Source organism: Ornithinimicrobium cavernae (assembly GCF_003121625.1).
GTDB lineage: Bacteria > Actinomycetota > Actinomycetes > Actinomycetales > Dermatophilaceae > Ornithinicoccus > Ornithinicoccus cavernae.
The window spans coordinates 217,878-241,821 of record NZ_QDDJ01000005.1; the positions used below are offsets into that span (position 1 = coordinate 217,878).

Below are 23,944 nucleotides of genomic sequence, written 5' to 3' on the forward strand. Positions count from 1 at the left end.
ATGGCTGCCACCGCCACCGGTATCCACCACCGGAGCTACACCTCAGAGCTGCGCCTGCGCGCGACCCGGGCCGAGTACTTCCGGCTCGGCCTGATGACGGTCCTGCTGCTGGTCCTGCCGTTCGTCCTGGACAACTACTGGCTCTCGATCGCGAACACCATCCTGATCGCCGTCATCGGCGCGGTCGGGCTGAACATCCTGGTCGGCTACACGGGGCAGATCTCGCTCGGCCAGGGCGGCTTCATGGCCGTAGGTGCCTACAGCTCGGCGATCCTGTCCGACCGGATCGGACTGCCGACCCCGCTGGCGATCCTGCTGGCGGTCCTCCTCACCGCGGCGGTCGGCGTCTTCTTCGGTCTGCCGGGTCTGCGACTCAAGGGTCTCTACCTGGCGATCGCCACCCTGGCCAGCCAGGTGATCATCGAGTTCCTGGTGCGCCGCGACATCGGCGACTTCCTCACCGAGGGCCTGGGCTACATCAACGTCGACCGGCTCGCCTTTCTCGGCTTCGAGATCGGCGGTCGCGACGTCTTCGAGCAGCAGTGGTACTGGATACTGCTGGTCCTGGCGGTCCTCACCGTGATCTCGGCGCGCAACATCTTCCGCACCGGGCTGGGGCGCTCGTTCATGGCGGTCCGTGACCAGGACATCGCCGCCGAGGCGATCGGTGTCAACCTGACCCGCGCCAAGCTCACGGCGTTCGCCGTCAGCTCCGGCTTCGTCGGGCTGGCCGGTTCGCTGACCGCCCACTACAGCGAGGTCGTGTCGTGGGAGAAGTTCACCCTCGACGTCTCGATCCTCTACCTGGCGATGATCATCGTCGGTGGCCTGGGCAGCATTGCCGGTGCGGTCTACGGAGCGGTCTTCATGACGCTGCTGCCCGAGCTGATCCGCCGCTTGGCCAACGCCCTGGAGTCCACGATGCCGTTCCTGGGAGACCAGCTCCCGGCCGTGCGCAACGCGACCTTCGGTGCCGTCATCATCGCCTTCCTCATCTTCGAGCCGCGCGGCCTGGACCGCATCTGGCAACGGATGAAGGACTACGTCAGATTCTGGCCGTTCCGCTACTAGCCGGCCGAACTGCATACCCGTGACCCCTCCGGACCACCCGGTCCCGAGACCCAGGTCAAAGAGTCACACACCCCTATGAAGGAGACAGAAATGTTCGGAAAGTCCCGCAGTGTGGCGGTGGCTCTGGCAGCCGCGTCCGCGCTCGTCCTGTCCGCGTGCGGTGGCGACGACGGGGGCGGCGGCGACGCCGACTCCGACGAGCCGATCAGCATCGGCATCATCGCAGACCTGAGTGGGGCCACCGGTGACGTGGGCACGCCCTACAACCAGGGCATGCTCGCCTACATCAAGTGGCGCAACGGCGACGGAGGCATCGAGGGCCGGCAGATCGCGGCCGAGTCCAACGACTACGCCTACGAGGTGCCGCAGGCCGAGTCGCTCTACAAGCAGTACGTCAACGACGGGGTCGTGGCCATCCAGGGCTGGGGCACCGGCGACACCGAGGCACTGTCGGGGAGCGTCGGCAAGGACGAGCTGCCGTTCATGTCCGGCTCCTTCGCCGAGCCGCTGACCGACCCGGCGGAGGCGCCCTACAACTTCGTCGTGGCGCCGACCTACTCCGACCAGATGCGCGTCGCGCTCAACTGGATCAACGAGGACTCCGGTGGCAGTGGTGAGGTCGCCGTCTTCCACAACGACAGCCCGTTCGGCCAGGCTCCGGTGCAGGACGGTGAGGACTGGGTCGCCGAGAAGGGCTACGACCTGGGCTACCAGGCCTACGCCATGCCGGCCGGCTCCCAGAACTACGTCGGCCTGCTCTCCCAGGCACAGGCCCAGGGCGCGAAGTACATCGTGATCCAGAACGTCGCCTCCCCGGCCGCGCTGGTCGCCAAGGACATCGCGGCGCAGGGCCTGGACATGAAGATCGTCTGCCTCAACTGGTGCGCCAACGAGCTGTTCATCGACTCCGCAGGTGCCGACGTCGCCGAGGGCCACATCCTGATCCAGCCGTTCGCGCCCATGAGTGTCGAGAAGCCGGGCCACGAGCCGATCAACGAGTACCTCGAGGCGGAGGGCACCGACCCCGAGACCATCGGCACGTCCTGGGTGCAGGGCTGGTACGCCATGCACGCCATGGCCGAGGGCATCGAGCACACGCTGGTGGAGGGCAACGAGCTGACTGGTGCCAACATCCGCGAGTCACTGGAGACCATGGGTCCGATCGACACCGGTGAGGTCATCGGTGGGGGTCCGCTCGAGTTCTCCGCGGACAGCCACCGCGGCTCCACCTCGACCGGCATCTACCAGGCGCAGGACGGCATGATGGTCGAGCTCGAGGCCGGCGCGACGCCGTGACCTCACGCACCGACACCACCGCACCGGGGGCGGCGCCCGCCGCCCCCGGGGCGGGGTCCATGCTGGCCCTGAACAACGTCGAGGTCATCTACGACGACGTGATCCTGGTGCTGCGCGGTCTCTCGCTGGCGGTGCCGGAGGGCAAGATCGTGGCGCTGCTCGGCTCCAACGGCGCCGGCAAGTCCACCACGCTCAAGGCGGTCTCCGGGCTGCTGCCGAGCGAGCACGGCGAGGTGACCGACGGCAGCGTCACCTTCCAGGGGCAGGACATCACCCGGATGGACGCCGCGGAGCGGGTCAAGCTCGGGATGAGCCTGTGCATGGAGGGGCGCCACGTCTTCGAGCACCTCACCATCGCCGAGAACCTCACGGCCGGCGCCTACACCCAGAAGGGGTCGGGGGAGGACCTGGACCTGGTCTACTCCTACTTCCCCAAGCTGGCCGACATGCGCAGCCGGGTCGCCGGCTACCTGTCCGGCGGTGAGCAGCAGATGCTCGCCATCGGGCGGGCGCTGATGGCCCGGCCCAAGCTGCTGATGCTGGACGAGCCGTCGCTCGGCCTGGCGCCGCTGCTGGTGCAGGAGATCTTCGGCTACATCAAGCGGCTCAACGAGGAGCGCGGTCTGACCGTGCTCGTCATCGAGCAGAACGCCCGCCGGGCCCTGGAGGTGGCCGACCACGGCTACATCATGGAGCAGGGGCGGATCGTCCTCGAGGGCAGCGCCGCGGACCTGCGGGAGAACCCGGACGTCAAGGAGTTCTACCTCGGCCTCGGCGAGGAGGGCGACCGCAGGAGCTACCGCGACGTCAAGCACTACAAGCGCCGCAAGCGCTGGTTGTGACACAAGGAGCCGGGATGAGTGTTGAGGCAGCCCTGCGTGGGCACCTGCAGGAGCATGGCCTGGACCGGGCGGTGGCCGACCTCATGGGGCGGGCCGCGGCGGTGCCGGGGCTGGCCGACCGTTGCGCGGAGGCCGGCGTGGACCCGACCGCCGTGACGTCGGTGGCGGCCCTGTCCGAGCTGCCGGTCCTGCCCAAGGACGCGGTCGTGGACCTGCAGAAGGAGCGGCCACCGTTCGGCGGGATGCTGGCCGAGGGTGCGGACGTGGTCCGGGTCTTCCAGTCGCCCGGCCCGTTGTACGAGCCGCAGCTGGCCGGCGCCGACAGCTGGCGCTGGGGGCAGGTCTTCGCCGACCTCGGGGTCGGGGACGGCGACACGGTGCTCAACTGCTTCGGCTACCACCTGTCACCGGCCGGCGCCATGCTGGAGGCCGGCGCGCTGGCCACCGGTGCCCGGGTGCTGCCCGGCGGCATCGGCAACCAGGACCTCCAGGTGCGGGCCATCGCCGACCTGGGCGTCACGGCATACGCCGGTCTGCCCAGCTATCTCAAGGCCCTGGTGGAGCGGTATGACGAGGCTCGCCTGCCGCGTGAACGGTGGCGGTTGGACCGGGCACTGGTCACCGCCGAGCCGTTGCCGGACTCCCTGCGCGAGCTGCTGGGGGAGCGGGTGCCGACTGTCCGGATGGCCTACGGCACCGGCGAGACCGGCCTGCTGGCCTACGAGAACGGCGACGGCGCGGGTCTGGTGCTGGCCGACGGCGTGCTGGTGCAGGTGTGCGCCCTCGGGACAGGGGAGCCGATCACCGACGAGACCGAGGGCGAGGTCGTGGTGACCGTGCTGCGGCCGGACTACCCGCTGGTGCGCTTCGGCACCGGCGACCTGTCCGGCTGGATGCTCGGCCCGGACGGGTCCCTGCGGCTGCGTGGGGTGCTCGGGCGGACCGGTGCGGCGGTGAAGGTGAAGGGCATGTTCCTGCACCCGGCGCAGATCGCCACCGTGATGGGTGCGGTGACCGGCGTGGCCGACTACCGCTTCGTCGTCGGCCGCGCCGACCACGTGGACACCCTGCGGTGCGAGGTCGTGCCCGAGCCGGGTGTCGACGCCGCCGCGCTGGTGGCCCAGATCGGCCCCCGCGTGCGGGACGGCCTGCGGTTCCGGGCCGACGTGGTGGCGGTCGCCACGCTCACCGAGGGTGCGGGACCGATCCTGGACACCCGCGACTGGGCCTGACCCGGCCCCCCGAGACCGGGTGTGTGCGGTGCGCCGGCCCTGAGCGTCGCACCGCGCGCACCTGCTCCCGCAGGTGGTGAGACCATGGGCTGAGCGGCCCCGTGAGCCGCCGTCCACGCCCCCGACCCGGGAGTCTGACCATGCGCCTGCCCGCCGCCCTCGGCCTCACCGTCCTCGTTCTCGCCGTTGCCGGCTGCAGCAGCGACCCGGCCGGGGACGCCGTGGGAGGGGCCGGTGACTCGGTCGCGACTGCGGACGCCGCGCTCCTGGCCGCTCACGGCCTCGAGGGGTTGAGCGCGACCCAGATCGTGGACACGCTGGACTCCTCGACCGACGCGCGTCCGCTGCCGTTCGGCGCCTCGGTCACCCCGACCCAGGTCACCCTGACCGACGGTGAGCAGGAGGTCGCGCTCGCACTGCCCGAGGACTCCTTCTATCTGTCGGTCGCCCCGTTCGTCACCAGCACCCACGAGTGCTACTTCCACAGCCTGGCCGGGTGCCAGGGGGAGCTGGTCGACACGCAGGTGGACGTGAGGATCACTGGCACCGACGGCGCGACGCTGGTGGACGAGCGGGTCACCACCGGGACCAACGGGTTCGCCGGCTTCTGGTTGCCGCGTGACATCACCGGCACCATCAGGATCGAGCACGAGGGACGCACCGGCGCCGCCGAGTTTGCCACCGACGCCGACAGCCCCACCTGCCTCACCACGCTCCAGCTCTCCGCCTGAGCCGCGGTCCGGGTGGCCCCTCAGGTGAGTGTCGGGTCGGCGCCCAGGGGCGGCACCGCGAGGTGCCAGTCAGTGAGCTGCTGGTACGCGTCTCCGACGGCCACCAGGACGCGCTCCTCCCAGGGTGCCGCGGTCAGCTGCAGACCCACGGGGAAGCCGTCCGCGATCCCGCAGGGCAGGGTGAGGGTCGGCACATCCGCCAGCGACCAGGCGTAGGTGTTGCGGGACACGGCTCGCGTCGCGGAGATCATGTCTGCCCCACCGGTCACCGGCGGTGCGACGGGCACGGTCGGGGTGGCGATCAGGTCGATGCCCTCGAAGGCCGAGGCCAGGGTCCGCTTCCACTCGTTGCGCCGGCGCAGGGCGTCGACATACTCCACCGCGGACGTGGCGGCACCGATCTGCAGGCGGCTGAGGACCTGCGCGCCGAAGGTCTCGGGTGCCGCGTCGAAGCGACCGTTCGTGGCCGAGACGTACTGCGGCAGCACCATCGTGGTCTGGGTCTCGTGCGTGCGCCGGGAGCCGGGGAGATCGATGTCCTGGAGGACCACACCCCGTGACTCCAGGACAGCGAGGGCATCGTGCACGGCCTCGGCGAAGCCCGGATCGCAGTCGTCGAAGAACCAGTCGCTCGGGATCCCGATGCGCAGACCCGACACGTTGCCCCCGAGCGCGTCCAGGAGGTTGTCCCTGGCATGGGGGACCGAGGAGGGGTCGTCCGGGACATGCGCGTCAACGGCCACGACCGCGCGCGCGATGTCGCCGATGCGGCGCGCCATGGGACCGACCGTCGAGAAGTCGGGCATCGCCGGGGGCACTCCGTCGCCGCGGCCGTTGGGCAGGCGCCCGGTCGTCGGGCGGAGGCCGGTGACTCCGTTGATCGCTGCGGGTATGCGCACCGAGCCGCCGGCGTCGGTGCCGTAGGCGATCACGGACATCCCGGACGCGACCGACACCGCGGAACCCCCGCTGGAGCCACCAGGGATGCGGCTCAGGTCCCAGGGGTTCAGGCAGTCACCGAAGAACTCGTTCTCGTTGGTCGCGCCGCAGCTGAGCTCGGACAGGTTGTCCTTGGCGTGCACCAGCCCGCCGGAGCGACGGATCGCGCGGATCAGGGGCGCGTCGGAGGCGGCGACCGCGTCACGGTAGTAGGAGGTGCCGTTGGTCGTCGGGGTGGACTCCACCGCGAAGACGTCCTTCACGCTGACCGGGACACCGTCCAACAGGCCACCCCACCGCCCCGGATCCCCTCGCTCGGCCGCCCGGCGCCCGGCGACGTCCTCGCGCAGGTCGAGGACCACCGAGTTGAGGGTGGGGTTGAACTGGTCGATGTTGGCCGTGCAGGCGTCCAGCAGTCGGTCGCGGTCGGTGGTGTGGACTGTCATGGCTGATCTGCTCCTGTCGGTGCCGCGAGGTCGGCTGCCCCGGACCCAGCGAGGGCCTTGTCCAGGGTGGGGACGGCAGCGATGAGCTCTCGCGTGTAGGGGTGCTGGGGGTTCTCGTAGACCTCGTCGACCGGGCCCATCTCGACGATCTGTCCCTCGTTCATCACCGCGACCCGGTCGCAGACGTGCCGGACCACCGAGAGGTCGTGGGAGACGAACACCAGCGTCAGGGCCAGCTCGTCGACGAGGTCGGCAATCAGGTTGAGCACCTGTGCCCGCACGGAGACGTCGAGCGCGCTCACCGGTTCGTCCGCGACCAGGATCTGCGGCTTCACCGAGAGCGCCCGTGCGATCGAGATCCGCTGACGCTGACCACCGGAGAACTGGTGGGGGAAGCGGGTGGCGGCCTCGGGGGACAGGCCGACGGCCTGGAGGAGCTCCTCGACCCGACCCGGGGAGATGGGGTGGCGGAGCCCCACCATCGGCTCGGCGATGATGTCGGCCACCCGCATGCGGGGATCCAGGGAGCTCATCGGGTCCTGGAAGATCAGCTGGAGACGCTCCCTGAGGAAACCCAGCCGCCGGGTGGACAGGTGAGTGATCTCCCGCCCCTCGATCTCGATGCTCCCGCTCGTGGCGCGGTCCAGGCCGGACACGAGGCGGAGGAGCGTGGACTTGCCGCAGCCCGACTCGCCCACGATCCCGAAGCGCTCCCCGGGGGCGACGTCGAAGCTCACCCCGCGCAGGGCGTGCACCGGTGGGCTCGCGCGCAGCAGGGAGCGCCGCGGTCGGTGGTAGTCACGGGTGAGGTCGCGCACCCGGATCGCCGGCGACTGCTCAGCCATGTCCGACCTCGCTCGCAGGGGCGGGATGGTGGCACGCGAAACCGTCGCTCGCGTCCTGGCCGGTCCACGCTGGGGTGCTGGCACAGACGTCCGTCGCGTGGCCGCAACGGTTGCGGAAGACGCACCCGGCAGGGAACTGTCCGGCGGCCGGCACGGTGCCGGGCACCGTGGCCAGCCGACCCCGGTCGTCGACCACGGAGAGGTCGGAGGCGGCCAACAGGCCCTGCGTGTAGCGGTGGCGGGGTCGGGTGAACACCTGCTGCACGGGGCCCGCCTCGACGATCCGCCCGCCGTACATCACCAGGACCCGCTCGCACACCGTGGCCACCACGGCGAGGTCGTGGGTGATGAACAGCATCGCGGCACCGCGGTCGATCACCCCACGGACGATGAGGTCGAGCACGAGCGCCTGCACGGTGACGTCCAGGGCTGTGGTCGGCTCGTCACAGATGAGCAGGGCGGGGTCGTTGGCCAGTGCCAGCGCGACGACGACGCGCTGTCGCTGACCACCGGAGAGCTGGTGGGGATAGGACCTGGCGGTGCCCGGTGGGTCGGGCAGGCCGACCTGCTCCAGCAGGTCGACCGCGGCCGACATCGCGGCCCGCCTGGTGGGTCGCGTGCCGTGGATCAGCATGGCCTCCGCGACCTGGGCGCCGACGCGCATCGTCGGGTTGAGCGCGGTCATCGGCTCCTGGAAGACCATGGCGATGTCGTTGCCGCGCACCCGCGACAGCTGGTTCTCGTCGGCTCCCACGATGTCGTGGTGCACGTCAGCGACCCGCACCGACCCGGTGGCGGCCAGCCCCTCGGGGAGCAGCCCCATGAGCGCCAGGGCAGTCAGCGACTTGCCGGACCCCGACTCGCCGATCAGCCCGACGCGCTCGCCGGGCCGGATCGTCAGGTCCAGGTTGTCCACCAGCGACCGGTCCCCGACAGACACGCCGAGACCCGTGACGGTCAGGACGTCCTGCGCGAGCGGCGGTGCCGCGTGTGTCGTCATCGTCGATCCTCCAGCTTGGGGTCGAAGCGGTCCCGCAGGCCATCGCCCAGAAGGTTGAAACCGAGGACGGCCACCGCGATCGCCGCGCCGGGGAACAGCGCGAGTCGGGGTGCCGACCAGAGCATCTCCTGGCTCTCCTGCAGCATCCGGCCCCAGGAAGGGGTCGGCGGCGGCGTGCCGAAACCGAGGAAGGACAGGGCGGCCTCGGCCAGCACCGCGATGGCGAAGGACACCGAGGCCTGGACGATGATCAGGCTGCTGACGTTGGGCAGCACGTGGCGCAGCCCGATCGCGAACGGGCCGCGACCGCTGGCGCGGGCCGCCAGGATGTACTCCGTCTTGAGCACCTGCAGCGTGCCGCTGCGGATGAGTCGGGCGAAGTTGGGGATGGTGGCGATGCCGATCGCGATCATCGCCACCAGGGTGCTCGACCCGAAGACAGCGGTGAACATGATGGCCAGCAGGAGGGCCGGGAAGGCCAGCAGCAGGTCGTTGCACCGCATGACGAGCTCACCGAACCAGTTCGGCGCCATGGCCGACACGATGCCCAGCGGCACCCCGATCACTCCGGCCACGCCGACCGCCACGATGCCGACGAACAGGGTCGTCCGGGAGCCGACCAGGATCTGGCTGAACACGTCCCGCCCGAACTTGTCCGTGCCGAACCAGTACTCGGCGGACGGCAGCTGCAGCCGAGCGGCGGGGTTCACCAGGGTGGGGTTGTGCGGTGTCCAGACAAAGGAGAGCAGGCCCATGACGATGACCAGGCACACCAGGGCCGCGCCGATCAACAGGCTGTGGTTGCGCAGGCCCCGCCGCCGGGCGCCGGTCTGCCCGGTCGGCAGCACCTCAGGGATCTCGGCGCTCATCGGGCACCTGCCCGGAGTCGGGGGTCGATGATCAGGTAGAGCACGTCGACCAGGAAGTTCATCGCCAGGACGGCGACGACCAGAACCATCACGACGTCCTGCACCATGATCAGGTCCCGCTGCGAGACGCTGTCGAGCAGGAGACTGCCCAGCCCCGGGATCACGAAGACGCGCTCGATGACGACGGCGCCGACCAGCAGCGTGGAGAGCTGGAGGCCGAGCACCGTGACGACCGGCACGGCGGCGTTGCGCAGCCCGTGCCGCACCAGGGCCTGCATCGGCTTGAGGCCCTTGGCCCGCGCCGTGCGCAGGTAGTCCTCCCGCAGCACCTCGAGGATGGCGCTGCGAACGTACCTCGTGAGGACCGCGGACTGGACCAGCGCCAGGGAGGTGGCCGGCAGGATCAGCTGCTTGACGAACATGACCGGGTCCACCACCGGTGCGGTCCAGCCGTTGGCGGGCAACCACCCGAGCCACACGGCGAACAGCGCGATCAGGAGGATCCCGGCCAGGAACGCGGGGATGGCCACGCCCACCTGCGAGAGGGCCGACAGGGTCAGCCCGGAGAGCTGTCGGTGCCGCACCGCCATGACCGCGCCGACCGGGAGCGCCACCAGGAGCGCCACGATCATCGCCGTCCCGACCAGCCAGAGGGTGACCATGACGCGGTCGGCGAGCAGGGGACCGATCTCCGACCGGGTGACATAGGACAGTCCGGGGTCGAACGTCACCAGCCCGCCGATCCACTCCAGGTACTGCTCCAGCAGCGGTCGGTTCAGGCCGAACTCCTCACGGAGCTGGGTGACCGCTGCCTCGGAGGCGTTGACACCCAGCGCGACGCGGGCCGGGTCACCCGGGATGACCGCCATGAAGGCGAACACCAGGACACTGCTCACCGCGACGCTGGCCAGGAGGATGCCCGCCCGGATGAGGAGTCGGAGAGCCATCGCTGGTCAGGACCTGCCCAGCCCGGTCACGTCGAAGGACTCCGAGACGGCGTTCTGGGGCAGCCCGGTGATGCCCGCCTCCGCGACGATCAGGTTCGGCAGCACGAACAGCCAGTCGGCTGCGGCGTCCGTGGAGAGCAGGCGGGCGGCCTCCTTCAGCAGCTCCACCTCCTCCTGCTCGGTGCCGCTGTCGGCCCGCTGCAGCAGGTCGCGGAACTCCTCGCTGTCGTAGCGGGTGTAGTAGCCGGGGTCACCGAACACCTTGGTCATGTCGCGGGGTTCCGTGTGGGCGATGATCGTCATGTCGTAGTCGGCGTTGGTGAACACGGTGTTCAGCCAGGCTGCGGGGAACTCGAGCTGGTCGATCGTGACGTTGAAGCCCGCCTGCTCGAGCTGGCTCTGCACCACGGTGCCGCACGAGGTGGCGTACGAGCGGGTCGGGAGGCGGAGCCGGAAGGTGTGGTCCGCGTGGCCGGACTCCTCGAGCAGGGCGCTGGCCTTGTCGACGTCGTACGGGTAGAGCCCGGTCAGGTCCTCGTACCAGGGGTCGGTCGGAGGCACCATGCTCCCGATGAGGGTGCCGCGCCCGGCCCAGCACGTGTCCAGAAGGGCCTGGTGGTCGATGGCGTGGCGGACCGCCTGGCGGACCTGCTCGTTCTGCATCGGCTCGCTGCCGTTGTTGAACGAGAGCTGGACCTCGCCGTTCGTGGTGCCCTCGATGACCTGGTACTTGTCGTTGCCCTCGAACTGGCCGAGGGTCTCCGGCGACTCCAGGAGGCCGATGACGTTGATGGTGCCCGTCAGCAGTGCGTTGTTGAGGGCGGTCGGGTCCTTGAAGTACTTGAAGTTCACCGTCTCGAACGCCGGCTCGTCGCCCCAGTACTCCGCGTTGCGGGACAGTGAGATCGAGTCACCGCGGGTCCACTTCTGCAGCTCGTAGGGACCGGTGCCGACGGGTTCGGTCGCCAGGTCCTCCGTGGCGTCAGGGCTGAACATGGCGCCGATCCGGGTGGTCATCCGGTAGAGCCAGCTGTTGCTGGGCTCGCTCAGGGTGACCGTCACCTCGGTGGGGGAGACGACTTCGACGGACTCGACGATGTCCATCGGCTCCTTGAGCGAGATGGTCCAGTCGTCCCGGACCGACTCGATGGAGTACTTGACGTCCTCGGCCGTGAACTCGTCACCGTTGGAGAAGGTGACACCTTCCTGAAGGACGAAGGTGTAGGTCCTGCGGTCCTCGGAAACGGTCCACGACTTCGCGAGCGCCGGGACGATCGTCCCGTCCTGGTCGACCTTCACCAGCGTCTCGTAGATGTTGTAGAGCAGCACCTGGGGCAGGGCCGCCCCTGCGGTCGTCGTGAGGTCCAGGTTCTCCGGCTCCGCGCCGAAGCCGATGGAGAGCTCCTCGGTGTCCGCGGAGCCACCGCCGGCGGTCGACCCTCCCTGGTCGGTGCCGGTCCCACCCTCGCCGGGAGCTCCCGCGGAGCAGGAGGCTGTGACGAGGGAGGCCGCCGCGAGCAGCGCCAGCGTCCGGCTTGTCAGTCGAGACTTCATTGTCAGATCTCCATCCGGGTCGGGGGGCGAGGACGGTATGCGGCTGGGTCGCCACCGTCGGGCGCCGCACCACGTGAGCCCGTGCTACTGGTCCAACCAGTGCACTGGTTTGTGGAGTGTAGCCTGACGACAGAACCGGCGGGTTGTCAAGGGTGCAGCCCGGTGAGACCCGGTCGGAGTGTCCTGACGGAAGGGATCTGTGACGTGTCCAGCGAAACCACTCTGGCCGGCATGACGGCCGTGGAGCTGCGGTCGGCCTACAAGGCCGGAACGCTGTCTCCGGTAGAGGTCCACGACACCCTCCAGGACGTCATCGAGTCCCGTGAGGGCACGCTGAACGCCCTGTGGCACCGCGACCCGCTCGCTTCGCGGGTCGCGGCCAAGAGCAGCGAGCAGCGGTGGCGCGAGGGCCGGCCGGCCGGGCCGGTCGATGGCATCCCGATCACCCTCAAGGAGAACATCGCGCGCGCCGGCATCCCCATGCCCTCGGGCACCGCCGGGGTGGAGGCGGTCATCCCGGACCGGGACGCTCCCGTCACGGCGCGGGTGGTCGAGTCCGGTGGGGTGGTGCTCGGGTCCACGGTGATGCCCGACTGGGGGATGCTCTCCTCGGGGGTGTCCAGCCTGCACGGCGTCACCCGGAGCCCCTGGGACCCGCGCTGGACCACCGGTGGGTCCAGCTCCGGTGCTGGCGCCGCCGCAGCCGCCGGTTACGGACCGCTGCACGTCGGCACCGACATCGGTGGCTCCATCCGGCTGCCGGGGACCTGGCTGGGCCTGGCCACGCTGAAGCCCAGCGCCGGACGGATCCCGCTCGATGCGCCGTACCTGGGGCGCTGTGCCGGACCGATGACCCGGACGGTGGCTGACTCCGCCCTGCTCATGAGTGTGCTCGCGCGGCCCGACGACCGGGACTGGACGAGCCTGCCTGCCGAGTCGATCGCCTGGGAGGACCTGGGCCTCGACGTGCGCGGCCTGCGGGTCGGCCTGCACCTGGATGCCGGTTGCGGCGGTGCGGTGGAGGAGGACATCCAGCGGTCCGTGCGCGGGGTCGCCGAGCTCTTTGCGGAGGCCGGAGCAGACGTCGAGACCCTCGACCCCTTCATGACTCCCGACCTGCTCGACGCCGTCGACCTGTTCTGGCGCGTGCGCTCCTGGAACGACTTCTCCGCGCTCTCGAGCGAACAGCAGGCCGCTGTCCTGCCGTACGTCGCCGCCTGGTGCGCCCCGGGTGCCGACGTCACGGGCAGGCGGGTCCTGGAGTGCTATCAGCAGGTGATGCAGATGCAGGCCCGCGCCGTCGCGGCCACCTTGCCGTTCGACATCGTCCTGTCGCCGGTCGCGCCGGTGGCAGCCTTCGCTGCCGAGCAGCCGATGCCCTACCCCGACAACGGGAAGGGCATGCAGCACATCGGGTTCACGGTCCCCTACAACATGTCGGGCCAGCCGGCGGCCACGGTCAACTGTGGGTTCACCGACGACGGCCGCCCGATCGGCGTCCAGCTCTCCGGGCGCCGGTTCGACGACCTGGGGGTGCTCCGCGCAGCGGCCTGGTACGAGCAGCACCGCCCGGCCGCCGCCACGCCGAGCTGGCCCGCGGTCCCGTCGCAGGCGCAGCCGTGACCGGCGACGAGGGGCCGCGCGCCTTCCACAAGGTGCAGCCGGTCCGTCTCTACCAGACCATCGTCGACCAGATCGAGCAGGCGCTGGCCTCGGGCGAGCTGAGGCCCGGCCAGCGGCTCCCCAGCGAGCGCGAGCTCGTCAGCCAGTTCGGCGCCAGCCGGGGGACGGTCCGGGAGGCCCTGCGGGTGCTCGAGAGCAACGGCGTGGTGCGGTCGCGGCCCGGCGACCCGCGCGGCCCCGAGATCCTCCCGTTCTCGTCCCAGGGGATCGCCAAGCAGCTGACGCGGCTGACGCAGGTCGACGGCATCGGCCTGGCCGAGCTGGTCTCCTTCCGGATGATCCTGGACTCCTCGGCGAACCTGCTCGCGGCCCAGCTGCGCACCGCCGAGGAGCTGGCGGCGATCGAGGCGACGGTCGCAGCGATGCGGGACGCGATCCGGGACGGCTACCAGGCGTTCAGCGAGGCCGATGTCGCCTTCCACGACGCCATCGCGATGGCGAGCCGCAACTCACTCATCCAGGTCTGCAACCACGTGGTCCGTGAGGTCGTGCTGTCGTTGATCTCGGACAAGATCGTGCAGTCGCCGAACAGTCAGGCGCTGATGGAGCGGTCACTGCGTCACCACGAGGACGTGCTGGCACAGATCAGAGCGGGCGACGGCATCACCGCGGCGCGGATCTCCCGGCGCAACCTCTACGACTACTACGCGGACTACATCCCCGAGGAGGAGCGCCGGGCCCTGATCGCCCTCCTCCAGGAGCAGGAGCAGGCCGCCCCGGGTCCCACGCTGAGCGGTGACACCGCGATCCAGGATCCTCGATGACGTCCTTCCCCGAGCCGTTCCACGGCGTGATCGGCCGCACCCACGACGAGTCCACGCCCTGGTGGCCAGAGCCCCAGGGTCCGGCGCCGGACACCCCGAACGTCGTCTACGTCGTGCTGGACGACGTGGGCTTCGCCGATCTCGGCTGCTTCGGGTCCGAGCTGCAGACACCGACGGTCGACCGGTTGGCCGCAGGTGGCCTGCGCTACACCAACTTCCACACGACCACCCTGTGCTCTCCCACCCGGGCCTCCCTGCTCACCGGGCGCAACCACCACAGCGTCGGGATGCGCCTGCTGTCCAACCTGGACACCGGTTATCCCAGCGGGCGGGGCCGGGTCACCCACGCCGCCGGCTCGATCGCCGAGATCCTCAGGAGCCAGGGCTTCAACACGATGTGTGTGGGCAAGTGGCACCTGGCGCCGAGCGAGCACACCACGCAGGCCGGCCCCTACGACCACTGGCCACTGGCCCGCGGGTTCGAGCGCTACTACGGCTTCCTGGACGCTGAGACCGACAGCTTCTATCCCGAGCTCACCTACGACAACCACAGCATCGACCCGCCGGCGACGCCGGAGGAGGGCTATCACCTCACCGCCGACCTCGTGGACCGGGCCATCGGCTTTGTCCGGGACCAGACGTCTGTGACCCCGGAGAAGCCGTTCTTCCTGCACCTCGCCTTCGGCGCGGCGCACGCACCGCACCAGGCGCCGCAGGAGTTCCTCGACCGGCAACGCGGGCGCTTCGACGAGGGGTGGGACGTCCTGCGTCAGCGACGCTTCGAGCGGCAGCTGGAGCTGGGGCTGCTGCCCCCGGGGACGCGACTGTCACCCCCCAACCCCGGAGTGCGTGCCTGGGCCGACCTGCCCGCACGGGAGCAGGGTCTGTATGCCCGGCTCCAGGAGGCCTACGCCGCGATGATCGAGCACACCGACCACGAGCTCGGTCGGCTGGTCCGCGCCCTGGAGGAGCTGGGGCGACTGGACAACACCCTCATCGTGCTCCTCTCCGACAACGGTGCCAGCCAGGAGGGCGGTCCCGAGGGCTCGCTCAACACCGCGTCGTTCCAGAACGGGATCCCCGAGGACCTTGACGAGAACATCCGCCGGATGGATCTCATCGGTGGCCCGGCGGTGCAGCCGAACTATCCGTGGGGCTGGGCGCAGGTGAGCAACACACCGTTCCAGCGCTACAAGCAGAACACCCATGAGGGCGGCGTCCGCGACCCGCTGATCATCCACTGGCCGGACGGGATCGGACAGCGCGGCGGCCTGCGCAGCCAGTTCCACCACGTCATCGACGTCACCCCCACGGTGCTGTCGCTGCTGGGTGTCGACAGCCCCAGGCAGCTGGCGGGTGTCGAACAGATGCCGATGCACGGCACCGACATGTCCTACAGCTTCGAGCAGCCCTCGGAGCCGAGCCGTCGGCGCACCCAGCACTTCGAGATGTTCGGTCACCGCGGCATCTGGCACGAGGGGTGGAAGGCGGTGACCTTCCACACCCGTGGCGAGCCGTATGAGAACGACGTCTGGGAGCTCTACCACGTGGAGGAGGACCCGTCGGAGACCCGTGACCTCGCGGCGACGGAGCCCGAGCGGCTGGCGCAGATGATTGAGCTCTTCTGGCAGGAGGCCGACAGGTACGGTGTCCTGCCACTGGATGACCGTCGGTTCGCGATGCGGGCCAAGGTCCCGCGTCCCGGGTCGCCCCGGGACCGGACGACGTTCACCTACTACCCCGGGATGAGCCACCTCCCGGTGGCCGCCGCACCGCCGACGATGAACCGCTCCCACAGCATCACGGCGTTCCTGGCGGGTGCGGCCGACCGGCCGGAGGGGGTGCTCGTTGCGCTGGGCGGTGTGAGCAGCGGCTACGTCATGTACGTGCAGGACGACCACCTGCACTACGAGTACAACTTCCTCGGCACGCACTACCGGCTGCGCTCGCGGGACCCCGTCCCGGCGCAGGTGTCGACCCTGCGCTTCCAGTTCGTCAAGACTGGGGACCAGCGCGGCACCGGTCGGCTGTACATCGACGAGGTCCTCCAGGCGGAGACGGACTTCCCGCAGGTCCTTCCGGACTTCCACGGCTGGGAGGGACTGGACGTGGGGCGGGACGCGCTGTCACCGGTGACCGACACCTACGAGGGTGAGTTCCCGTTCACCGGCGCGCTGGAGAGGGTCGTGTTCGACGTCGACCCGACCGAGGAGGTCACCGTCTACGAGCCCGTGGACTGACGCGCGGCGACCCGGAACCCGGTGTTCCCGGTGGAGCTGTGTGTCGTGCTGCGGCTGCGCGCCGAGACCCGGTAACGGTTGCAGTAGGACTCGTGGCAGAGGTAGGAACCGCCGCGGATGACCCACTCGGCCTCGGGCGCGGGAGGTGCGTCGGACGAGCTCATCTCACGCTCGGGCTCCGTCCAGGGAGTGGCGCACCACTCCCACACATTGCCCACGACGTTGTGCAGGCCGAAGCCGTTGGGTGGGAAGGACCGGACCGGTGCGGTGCCCAGCCAGCCGTCGTCCTCACGGTTCACCGTGGGGAAGCTGCCCTGCCAGATGTTGCAGCGGTGCCGGCCCTCGGGCAGCAGGACATCACCCCACGGGTAGTCGCGCTGCTCCAGGCCGCCGCGCGCGGCATACTCCCACTCCGCCTCCTCGGGCAGCCGGGTGCCCGACCACGCGCAGTAGGCGCGGGCATCGGCCAGGCTGACGTGCACCACCGGGTGGTCCGGGACCGCCGCCGTCGACGATCCCGGTCCCGCCGGGCACGCCCAGGACGCCCCGCCGACGGCCAACCACCACGGGGCACCGGGGACCAGGGCATCGAGCACGTACCCGCGCGCCCCGGGATGGAGCAGCAGGTGGAAGACGAACGACCAACCCGCACGCTCGGCATCGGTCACGTAGCCGGTCCGGTCGACGAACCGCGCGAACTGCTCGTTGGTCACACAGGTCGCTGCGATCCCGAAGTCGCCGACCTGCACGGAGCGGACGGGGCCCTCCGCGTCCTCCGGTCGGGCCCGTGGGCCCTCACAGCCCATCAGGAAGGAACCGCCGGGCAGCCACTGCAGATCGGCAGGCGGCTCGCCGTCGCCGGTGCTCCCGGCCACGCCGTCGCAGGTGCTCCAGGCCACGCCGCCGCTGACGAGGGACGGTGGCGCGACCGGCGAGCCGGTCTGCCGCGGAGGTGAGCAGCACGCTTCGTTCACCGGGCCACCCTACGAAGCCGCGCTGTGACGTGTTCCACCGCGCGGCTCGGCGCCTGCCCAGGAAATGTTGACGAACTGTCCAGAAGTTGTAGGAGAGACCTGACCTTCCGGGGGTTGTCCGGCAGGCCGGCTGGGCCTAACGTCCGCTGCATGCCAACCCCCCGCCCGCGCAGCAGGGTCGCTGCGTCCCTCGCCCTTGCCCTGGGACTCACGATCACCGCCCCGCAGATCGCCAGCTCCCGCGTCGTCGACGATGTCACCGACGACCCGGGCGCCGGTGTCGCCGGCAGGTCGGCAGCGGGCTCCGCGTCAGCCTCACCCCACACGCAGTCCCGAGCAGACGCCGCGGAGCCCGCACGCGACGGGGAGATGCCCGAGTCCGCCAGCGGTCTCTACATCGTCCGGTTGGCGGAGTCGCCGCTGGCGACCTACCAGGGCGGCACCGAGGGCCTGGCCGCGACCAGCCCGCAGGTCACCGGTGAGTCGAGCCTGGACCCGGACAGTGCCGAGAGCCGGGCCTATCTCGAGCACCTGGCCGAGCTCCAGGAGGACGCCGGCCTGGAGATCGAGTCGTTGCTCGGGCGCGACGTGGAGGTGACCGACAGCTACACCCATGCGCTCAACGGGCTCACGGTGGAGCTCTCGGCCGAGGAGGCTGCCGCCCTGGTGGGGGTGCCGGGCATCGCGGCGGTCGAGCCCGACCAGGAGTGGGAGCTGGACACCGACGTCAGCAACGACATCATCAACAGCCCGGCGATCTGGGCCGGGCAGACCGGAGCGGACGTGGGCACCCTCGGTGAGGGCGTCGTCGTGGGCATGCTCGACACCGGCGTCAACGCCGACCACCCCTCGTTCGCCGCCACCGACGGCGAGGGCTACACGCACACCAACCCCTACGGCACCGGCACCTACGTCGGCGTCTGTGCCCCGGACGCCACGAGGCACGAGGACATCTGCAACGACAAGCTCATCGGCGCCTACAACTTCACGGGCACGGCCAGCGCGACCGACGACAACGGCCACGGGAGCCACACCGGCTCGACGATGGCCGGCAACCAGCACACGGCCGTCTTCGACGTCGGCGCCGACACCTACGAGCTGCCCGTCTCCGGTGTCGCCCCACGCGCCAACGTCATCTCCTACAAGGTGTGCAGCTTCCTGTGCTCCTCGGTCGCCAGCGTGGCCGCCATCGAGCAGGCCATCATCGACGGCACCGACGTGCTCAACTACTCGATCTCCGGCCCCGACAACCCGTGGGGCAACTCGGTCGACCTCGCGTTCCTGTCGGCATACGAGTCCGGCATCTATGTCGCCGCCTCGGCCGGCAACGACGGCCCCGGTGCCGGGACGGTGGCCAAGACGGCGCCGTGGAACGCCGCCGTCGCCGCCACCAACAGCCCGCGCCTGATCGCGCACGACGTCTCCGTGACCGGCCCGACGCCGGTGCCCGAGGAGGTCACCGGTCTGGCGGGTGTGCCCGGCACGGGTCCGGGGGTGACCAGCCCTGTCGCGGCCGAGCTCCGGGAGGCCTCCGTGGTCGCCCCGGGCAACGGCGGCGGGTGCGACGACTTCCCGGCCGGCGTCTTCGACGGCGCGCTGGCCCTGATCGAGCGTGGTGGCTGCAACTTCTCCGTCAAGGTGGACAACGCCGAGGACGCCGGCGCGGTCGGCGTGATCATGGTCAACCAGTTCCCCGGACCGCCGGTCGTCATGGGTGCCCTGGAGAGCACGGGCATCCCCTCGGTCATGGTGGCCAACGGCGAGGGCGTGGCCCTGCGCGCGTTCGTCGTCGACCACCCGGGCACGACCGCCGTCCTGGACAGCGGCAGCGTGCTGACGATGACCGACGCCTGGTCCACGATGGTCGCCGACTTCAGCTCGCGCGGCCCCAGCGAGTTCGACCTGCTGGCCCCGACCTTCGCCGCGCCCGGCCGCAACATCCTGGCGGCCACGATGGCCGCGGACGGGCAGGCCGCCACCTACGAGTTCATGCAGGGCACCTCGATGTCCTCTCCGCACGGCGCCGGTGCCGGCGCGCTGCTGCGCGCCCTGCACCCCGACTGGTCACCGGCGCAGATCCGCTCGGCCCTCGCCTCGACCGCCGACCCGTCCGGCATGCTCAAGGACGACGGACTCACCCCCGCCGACCCGTATGACGTGGGGTCGGGTCTGGTGGACCTGGACGCCGCCGGCCGGATCGGCCTGACGATGGACGAGTCGACCGAGGACTTCGCGGCGGCCGACCCCGACCTGGGCGGTGACCCCAGGACCCTGAACCTGCCCGCGTTCGTCGACCAGAACTGTCTCGGCTCCTGCTCGTGGACGCGGGAGGTGACGAACGTCGCGGACGTCGCCACGGCATACAGCACGTCCGTCACCCCGCCCGAGGGCGTGACGATGACCGTCGAGCCGGCGACCTTCACCATCGAGCCCGGCGCGACCCAGACGATCACCGTCACCGCCGACGTCAGCTCCCTGGTCGGCGGGGCGGCGCTCTTCGGGGACGTGCAGCTGAGCACCGACGGCACCCACGCCGGCGGGGCCGAGATCGCCGACGTGCACTACCCGGTCGTGCTCGTCAAGGGCGAGGCCGAGATGGTCCTGGACCCGACCGGGCTGTCCACCCTGCTGGGCGTCGACGAGCAGGAGGCGCACGTCGTCACGGTGACCAACGAGGGCGGCGCCCCGATGGAGTGGTCACTCACCCAGGAGGGTGACTGCGCCCTGCCGGCGTGGACCTCCGTCGACCCGGCCTCGGGCACGGTCGCCGCAGGGGAGTCGCAGCAGGTCACGGTCACCTTCGACTCCTCCGACATGGCCGGTGGGGAGTACACCGCCAGCCTCTGCCTGGCGAGCAACGACCCGCACCACCCAGTCGCCACCGTCGCGCTCGCACTCGAGGTCGTCGAGATCCCCGTGGTCGGGGTGAGCGCCGAGGAGCTCTCGGCGACCCAGCCCGCCGGCACCGTGACCTCCGAGCCGCTGACCATCGGCAACTCCGGCTACGGCGTGCTCGACTGGACCTTCGAGGACCCGGAGGCCGGGCCGTCGGACGAGCGCATCGAGCAGCTGCGCGAGGGTGTGCTGCTGGTGCCGAACTCCTCCCGCGACCACCGCGGTGTGATGGCCTTCGACCCCGAGGACGGCACGCTGCTGGACCCGGAGTTCATCCCCCACTTCGCGTTCTCGGACAGCACGCTCTACACCCCCAACCACGTGCTCCCGAACGCGGACAACACCGGGTTCCTGGTCGCCGACCAGATCCAGGACGTGGTGACCGAGTACGACCTCGACGGCAACTTCGTCGGCTTCTTCGCGCCCCTGCCCGACGGCGCGGACCCCTCGGTCATGCTCAACATCCGCGGCATGGCCTGGTCCCCGCAGGGCACCCTCCTGGTGACGGTCGCCAGCGGCGCCAACGCGGACTCGATCGTGGAGTTCGACGCCGACGGCAACCACCTCGGCTACTTCGTCGAGCCAGGAGCGGACGACCTGGACGGACCCTGGTTCATCACCGTCCGCGACGAGGACGTCCTGGTCTCGGCCAACGGCAGCGAGGGGATCCACTCCTTCAGCACCGACGGCACGAGTGCGAACGCGAGGTTCGCCACGGGCCTGCGCTGGCCGGAGCAGATCGCGCAGACGCCGGAGGGCACCGTGCTGGTGGCGAACTGGACCACCGGCACCGGCTTCCTGCCGCGTGGGATCCACGAGTACTCCGCGGCCGGCGAGCACCTGGGGCACTACACGATCCCGCGGGCCACCTCCCACGCCGGCGTCCACCCGCTGGGCAACGGCAACATCCTGACCACCACCGAGGACGGTGTCTACGAGGTCGACCGGACCGGCGCGGTGCTGGAGCTGGAGCAGGAGGGCGGCCGCGGACGCTTCATCACCGAGGTGGCCATGCCGGACCTGATGCCGTGCCAGACGCCCGACGAGGTGGCCTGGCTGGACGTCGAGCCGGCCTCCGGGCAGACCGCCCGCGGGCAGGAGTCCGGGGTGCGGGTGCTGATGGACAGCACCGGCCTGGCAGCCGGCGACTACACCGCCACCCTCTGTGTGAGCAGTGACGACCCGGCCACGCCGTATGTGCCGGTGGTGGTGACGATGACCGTGACGGGCCAGGCGTGCGACACCACCGTCAGCGGCGTCCACACCGGACCGGTGACCGTGAGCAGCGGCCTGACCTGCCTCGCGGCGGGTGCCGAGGTCGCTGGACCGGTGACGGTCCGGGGAGGCAGCCTGTATGCCGATGACGTCACCATCGAGGGTCCGCTCTCCGGCAGCGGGGCGAGGGGCGTGGAGGTGACCGATGCCGTGATCGAGGGACCGCTGACCCTGCGCGACGGCACCGGTGTGGTCACGGTGGACGGCAACACGATCGCTGGGGCCACGACGCTCGACCGCAACACCACCGGTGAGGTGCCCGTCCTGTTGGCGGACAACGCCATCGACGGTGCCCTGACGTGCCGGGCCAACACGCCGCCGCCCACGGACGACGGCCGGCCCAACGCGGTGGAGGGCAGGCGGTCGGGGCAGTGCGCCGACCTGTGAACCGCCCGCGGCCGGGACTAGCCTCGGGAGCATGAGGGAGACCCCCGAGGAGCTTGCCGCCCTGCAGGACCTGATGGACGCCTCGCACGCGGCAGGCACGAGCCACCTCCGCGAGATCATCAGCGGGGAGCGGCGGCTGGACGCCGCGACCGTGGTCAGGGCGCTGGAGGGCATGAGGGTGCTGAGCCTGGCGACCGTCACGGCGCGCGGCGAGCCGCGGGTCAGCGCCGTGGACGGGCACTTCCTCCACGGCCGGTGGACCTTCGGCACCGACGGTCGCGCGGCCAAGGCGCGCCACCTGCAGGCGCGTCCCGCGGTGAGCGTGGCCCACCTCGACGGGGAGCGGCTCGGCGTCTTCTGCCACGGGCAGGCGGTCCGGCTCACCGCCCGGGACCCGGGCTGGGAGGAGACGATCGCGCACTGGACGGCGCACTACGGGTCCGACCCGACGACCTGGGGCGACGACATCAGGATGTATCGCGTCGAACCGACCTGGTTCGTCGGCTACGGCACGGCTGCGGAGTGATCCGGGCAGAGCCCGCGCGGGGCGCGTAGCGTCGGCGCCATGACGGAGACGTTGCACACCGAGATCCTGGTCATCGGGTGGGGCAAGGCGGGCAAGACACTCGCCGGTGCCCTGGGACGGGACGGACGGAGCGTGACCCTGGTCGAGCAGGCCGCGGACATGGTTGGCGGCACCTGCATCAACATCGGGTGCGTGCCGACCAAGGCCCTGGTCCACAGCGCCGAGGTGCGGCGCGAGGAGGACGAGGCCTCGGCATACTTCCGCCGAGCGGTCGACCGTCGGGACACCCTGATCGACAGGCTCAACGCCGCCAACCGGGCGATACTGGAACCGGTCGACCGGGTCCGGCTCGTCGTCGGCGCCGCTGCGCACTTCACGGCCCCGCGCAGGGTCCGGGTGGTCGGCGGTGCGGAGGAGCTCGACATCACCGCCGACCGTGTCGTGGTCAATACCGGTGCCCTGCCGCGGGCTCTCGACGTGCCGGGCGCGGACGGCCCGCGGGTGCACGACTCGACCACCATCCAGCACGTCGACCCGTTCCCCGCGCGGCTGGCGATCGTGGGGGCGGGCCCGGTGGCGCTCGAGTTCGCCAGCATGTTCGCCCAGTTCGGCAGCGAGGTGACGCTGCTCGAGCGCGGGGAACGGATCCTGCGCGGCGAGGACGAGGACGTGGCGGACTCGGTGGGTGAGGCACTCGCCGACCTGGGGGTCCGGGTCCTGACCCGCGCCGCGACGACAGCGATCGACGACACCGGCTCCGAGGTCGTGGTGCGCACGGGTGCCGGCGACGTGGCCGCCGACGCGGTGCTGGTGGCCGTGGGACGGGTGCCCGCCACCGACGGCCTCGGGCTCGCGGCTGCCGGGATCGCCGTGGGAGAGCGCGGCGAGGTGGTCGTGGACGACCTGTTGCGCGCCAGCGCGGAGGGTGTCTGGGCGGTCGGGGACGTCAACGGGGGACCGCAGCAGACCTATGTCTCCTACGACGACCACCGCATCGTGCTCTCGCAGCTCACCGGTGAGGGGAACCGCTCGCGCGCAGACCGGGTGGCCGTGCCGACGACCGTCTTCACGACGCCGCCCCTCGGCCGCGTGGGGCTCTCCGAGGCGGAGGCCGCCCGGGAGGGACGGCGGGTCGACGTCTATGCCAAGCCGGTGGCGGGCATCGCCGCGATGCCGCGGCCCAAGACGCTGGGGGAGACCCACGGCCTGATCAAGTTCGTCGTCGACCCCGAGACGGACGAGGTGCTGGGTGCCGCCCTGCACACCGTCGACGCGCAGGAGCTGATCAACCTGGTCGCGCTCGCGATGCGCACCGGCACGACCCGCAGCCAGCTCCGCGACGGGATCTGGACGCACCCGTCCTCCACGGAGGCACTCAACGAGGTGTTGCTGAGCACGCGGGCCTGATCGTCCGCGCGGGCGGCTGCG

18 protein-coding genes are annotated in these 23,944 nt (G+C 70.7%); 11 read left to right on the plus strand and 7 right to left on the minus strand.

The window, feature by feature from the left end; translation table 11 throughout:
- The 5 genes from DA085_RS07255 to DA085_RS07275 all read left to right on the plus strand — a co-directional run bounded on the left by DA085_RS07255 (position 1) and on the right by DA085_RS07275 (position 5,172).
- The gene (locus DA085_RS07255) at positions 1–1,071 is read left to right on the plus strand and encodes a branched-chain amino acid ABC transporter permease (protein WP_109472276.1); all 1,071 of its coding nucleotides are present in this window, start codon (positions 1–3) and stop codon (positions 1,069–1,071) included.
- Positions 1,072–1,161: 90 nt separating this feature from the next.
- Entirely contained in the window at positions 1,162–2,367 is a 1,206-nt protein-coding gene (locus DA085_RS07260; protein ID WP_109472277.1) for an ABC transporter substrate-binding protein, read from the plus strand.
- The gene (locus tag DA085_RS07265) at positions 2,364–3,209 is read left to right on the plus strand and encodes an ABC transporter ATP-binding protein (protein ID WP_337189765.1); all 846 of its coding nucleotides are present in this window, start codon (positions 2,364–2,366) and stop codon (positions 3,207–3,209) included. Before DA085_RS07260 ends, DA085_RS07265 begins: the two co-directional genes overlap by 4 nt.
- 14 nt (positions 3,210–3,223) lie before the next feature.
- Positions 3,224–4,441, plus strand: a complete 1,218-nt coding sequence (locus DA085_RS07270) for a phenylacetate--CoA ligase family protein (protein WP_202619133.1) — start codon at positions 3,224–3,226, stop codon at positions 4,439–4,441.
- 140 nt (positions 4,442–4,581) lie between these two features.
- Positions 4,582–5,172: a CueP family metal-binding protein gene (locus tag DA085_RS07275; RefSeq protein ID WP_109472278.1), complete on the plus strand. Its 591-nt coding sequence runs from the start codon at positions 4,582–4,584 to the stop codon at positions 5,170–5,172.
- Positions 5,173–5,192: 20 nt separating this feature from the next.
- Here the strand turns inward: DA085_RS07275 and DA085_RS07280 are convergent, their stop codons facing one another.
- The 6 genes from DA085_RS07280 to DA085_RS07305 are packed head-to-tail and all read right to left on the minus strand — an operon-like array spanning position 5,193 to position 11,772.
- Positions 5,193–6,557: an amidase gene (locus DA085_RS07280; protein ID WP_109472279.1), complete on the minus strand. Its 1,365-nt coding sequence runs from the start codon at positions 6,555–6,557 to the stop codon at positions 5,193–5,195.
- Positions 6,554–7,402 (minus strand): ATP-binding cassette domain-containing protein, encoded by an 849-nt coding sequence (locus DA085_RS07285; RefSeq protein ID WP_109472280.1) that lies wholly within the window; start codon positions 7,400–7,402, stop codon positions 6,554–6,556. The genes DA085_RS07280 and DA085_RS07285 overlap by 4 nt, the downstream gene beginning before the upstream one ends.
- A complete protein-coding gene (locus DA085_RS07290; protein WP_109472281.1) occupies positions 7,395–8,402 on the minus strand; it encodes an ABC transporter ATP-binding protein in 1,008 nt (335 codons plus the stop codon). Before DA085_RS07290 ends, DA085_RS07285 begins: the two co-directional genes overlap by 8 nt.
- Positions 8,399–9,271, minus strand: coding sequence for an ABC transporter permease (locus DA085_RS07295; RefSeq protein WP_109472282.1), 873 nt, complete (start codon positions 9,269–9,271; stop codon positions 8,399–8,401). The genes DA085_RS07290 and DA085_RS07295 overlap by 4 nt, the downstream gene beginning before the upstream one ends.
- Positions 9,268–10,218 (minus strand): ABC transporter permease, encoded by a 951-nt coding sequence (locus DA085_RS07300; RefSeq protein WP_109472283.1) that lies wholly within the window; start codon positions 10,216–10,218, stop codon positions 9,268–9,270. The genes DA085_RS07295 and DA085_RS07300 overlap by 4 nt, the downstream gene beginning before the upstream one ends.
- A 6-nt stretch (positions 10,219–10,224) precedes the next feature.
- Positions 10,225–11,772, minus strand: coding sequence for an ABC transporter substrate-binding protein (locus tag DA085_RS07305; protein ID WP_109472284.1), 1,548 nt, complete (start codon positions 11,770–11,772; stop codon positions 10,225–10,227).
- A gap of 204 nt (positions 11,773–11,976) precedes the next feature.
- On the opposite strand from DA085_RS07305, the gene DA085_RS07310 reads away from it, so the two are divergent.
- From DA085_RS07310 to DA085_RS07320, 3 genes are read left to right on the plus strand one after another with little or no spacing between them, the layout of a single operon-like run.
- A complete protein-coding gene (locus tag DA085_RS07310; protein ID WP_237565366.1) occupies positions 11,977–13,395 on the plus strand; it encodes an amidase in 1,419 nt (472 codons plus the stop codon).
- Positions 13,392–14,219: a FadR/GntR family transcriptional regulator gene (locus tag DA085_RS07315; RefSeq protein WP_237565367.1), complete on the plus strand. Its 828-nt coding sequence runs from the start codon at positions 13,392–13,394 to the stop codon at positions 14,217–14,219. Before DA085_RS07310 ends, DA085_RS07315 begins: the two co-directional genes overlap by 4 nt.
- Positions 14,216–16,459, plus strand: a complete 2,244-nt coding sequence (locus DA085_RS07320) for an arylsulfatase (protein ID WP_109472286.1) — start codon at positions 14,216–14,218, stop codon at positions 16,457–16,459. The genes DA085_RS07315 and DA085_RS07320 overlap by 4 nt, the downstream gene beginning before the upstream one ends.
- On the opposite strand, the gene DA085_RS07325 is transcribed toward DA085_RS07320, so the two are convergent.
- Positions 16,441–17,433, minus strand: coding sequence for a formylglycine-generating enzyme family protein (locus DA085_RS07325; protein ID WP_109472287.1), 993 nt, complete (start codon positions 17,431–17,433; stop codon positions 16,441–16,443). The two genes, DA085_RS07320 and DA085_RS07325, sit on opposite strands and share 19 nt — an antisense overlap.
- Positions 17,434–17,583: 150 nt before the next feature.
- Between DA085_RS07325 and DA085_RS07330 the strand changes: the two genes are divergently transcribed.
- Genes DA085_RS07330 through DA085_RS07340 form a run of 3 tightly spaced genes read left to right on the plus strand, consistent with a single transcriptional unit; the run spans position 17,584 to position 23,923 of the window.
- On the plus strand, positions 17,584–21,990 hold the full coding sequence (locus DA085_RS07330) for a S8 family serine peptidase (protein WP_109472288.1): 4,407 nt from the start codon (positions 17,584–17,586) through the stop codon (positions 21,988–21,990).
- A gap of 31 nt (positions 21,991–22,021) precedes the next feature.
- Positions 22,022–22,516 (plus strand): pyridoxamine 5'-phosphate oxidase family protein, encoded by a 495-nt coding sequence (locus DA085_RS07335; protein WP_109472289.1) that lies wholly within the window; start codon positions 22,022–22,024, stop codon positions 22,514–22,516.
- Between the two features lie 39 nt (positions 22,517–22,555).
- A complete protein-coding gene (locus tag DA085_RS07340) occupies positions 22,556–23,923 on the plus strand; it encodes a dihydrolipoyl dehydrogenase family protein (RefSeq protein ID WP_202619134.1) in 1,368 nt (455 codons plus the stop codon).
- Positions 23,924–23,944: the final 21 nt, after the last annotated feature.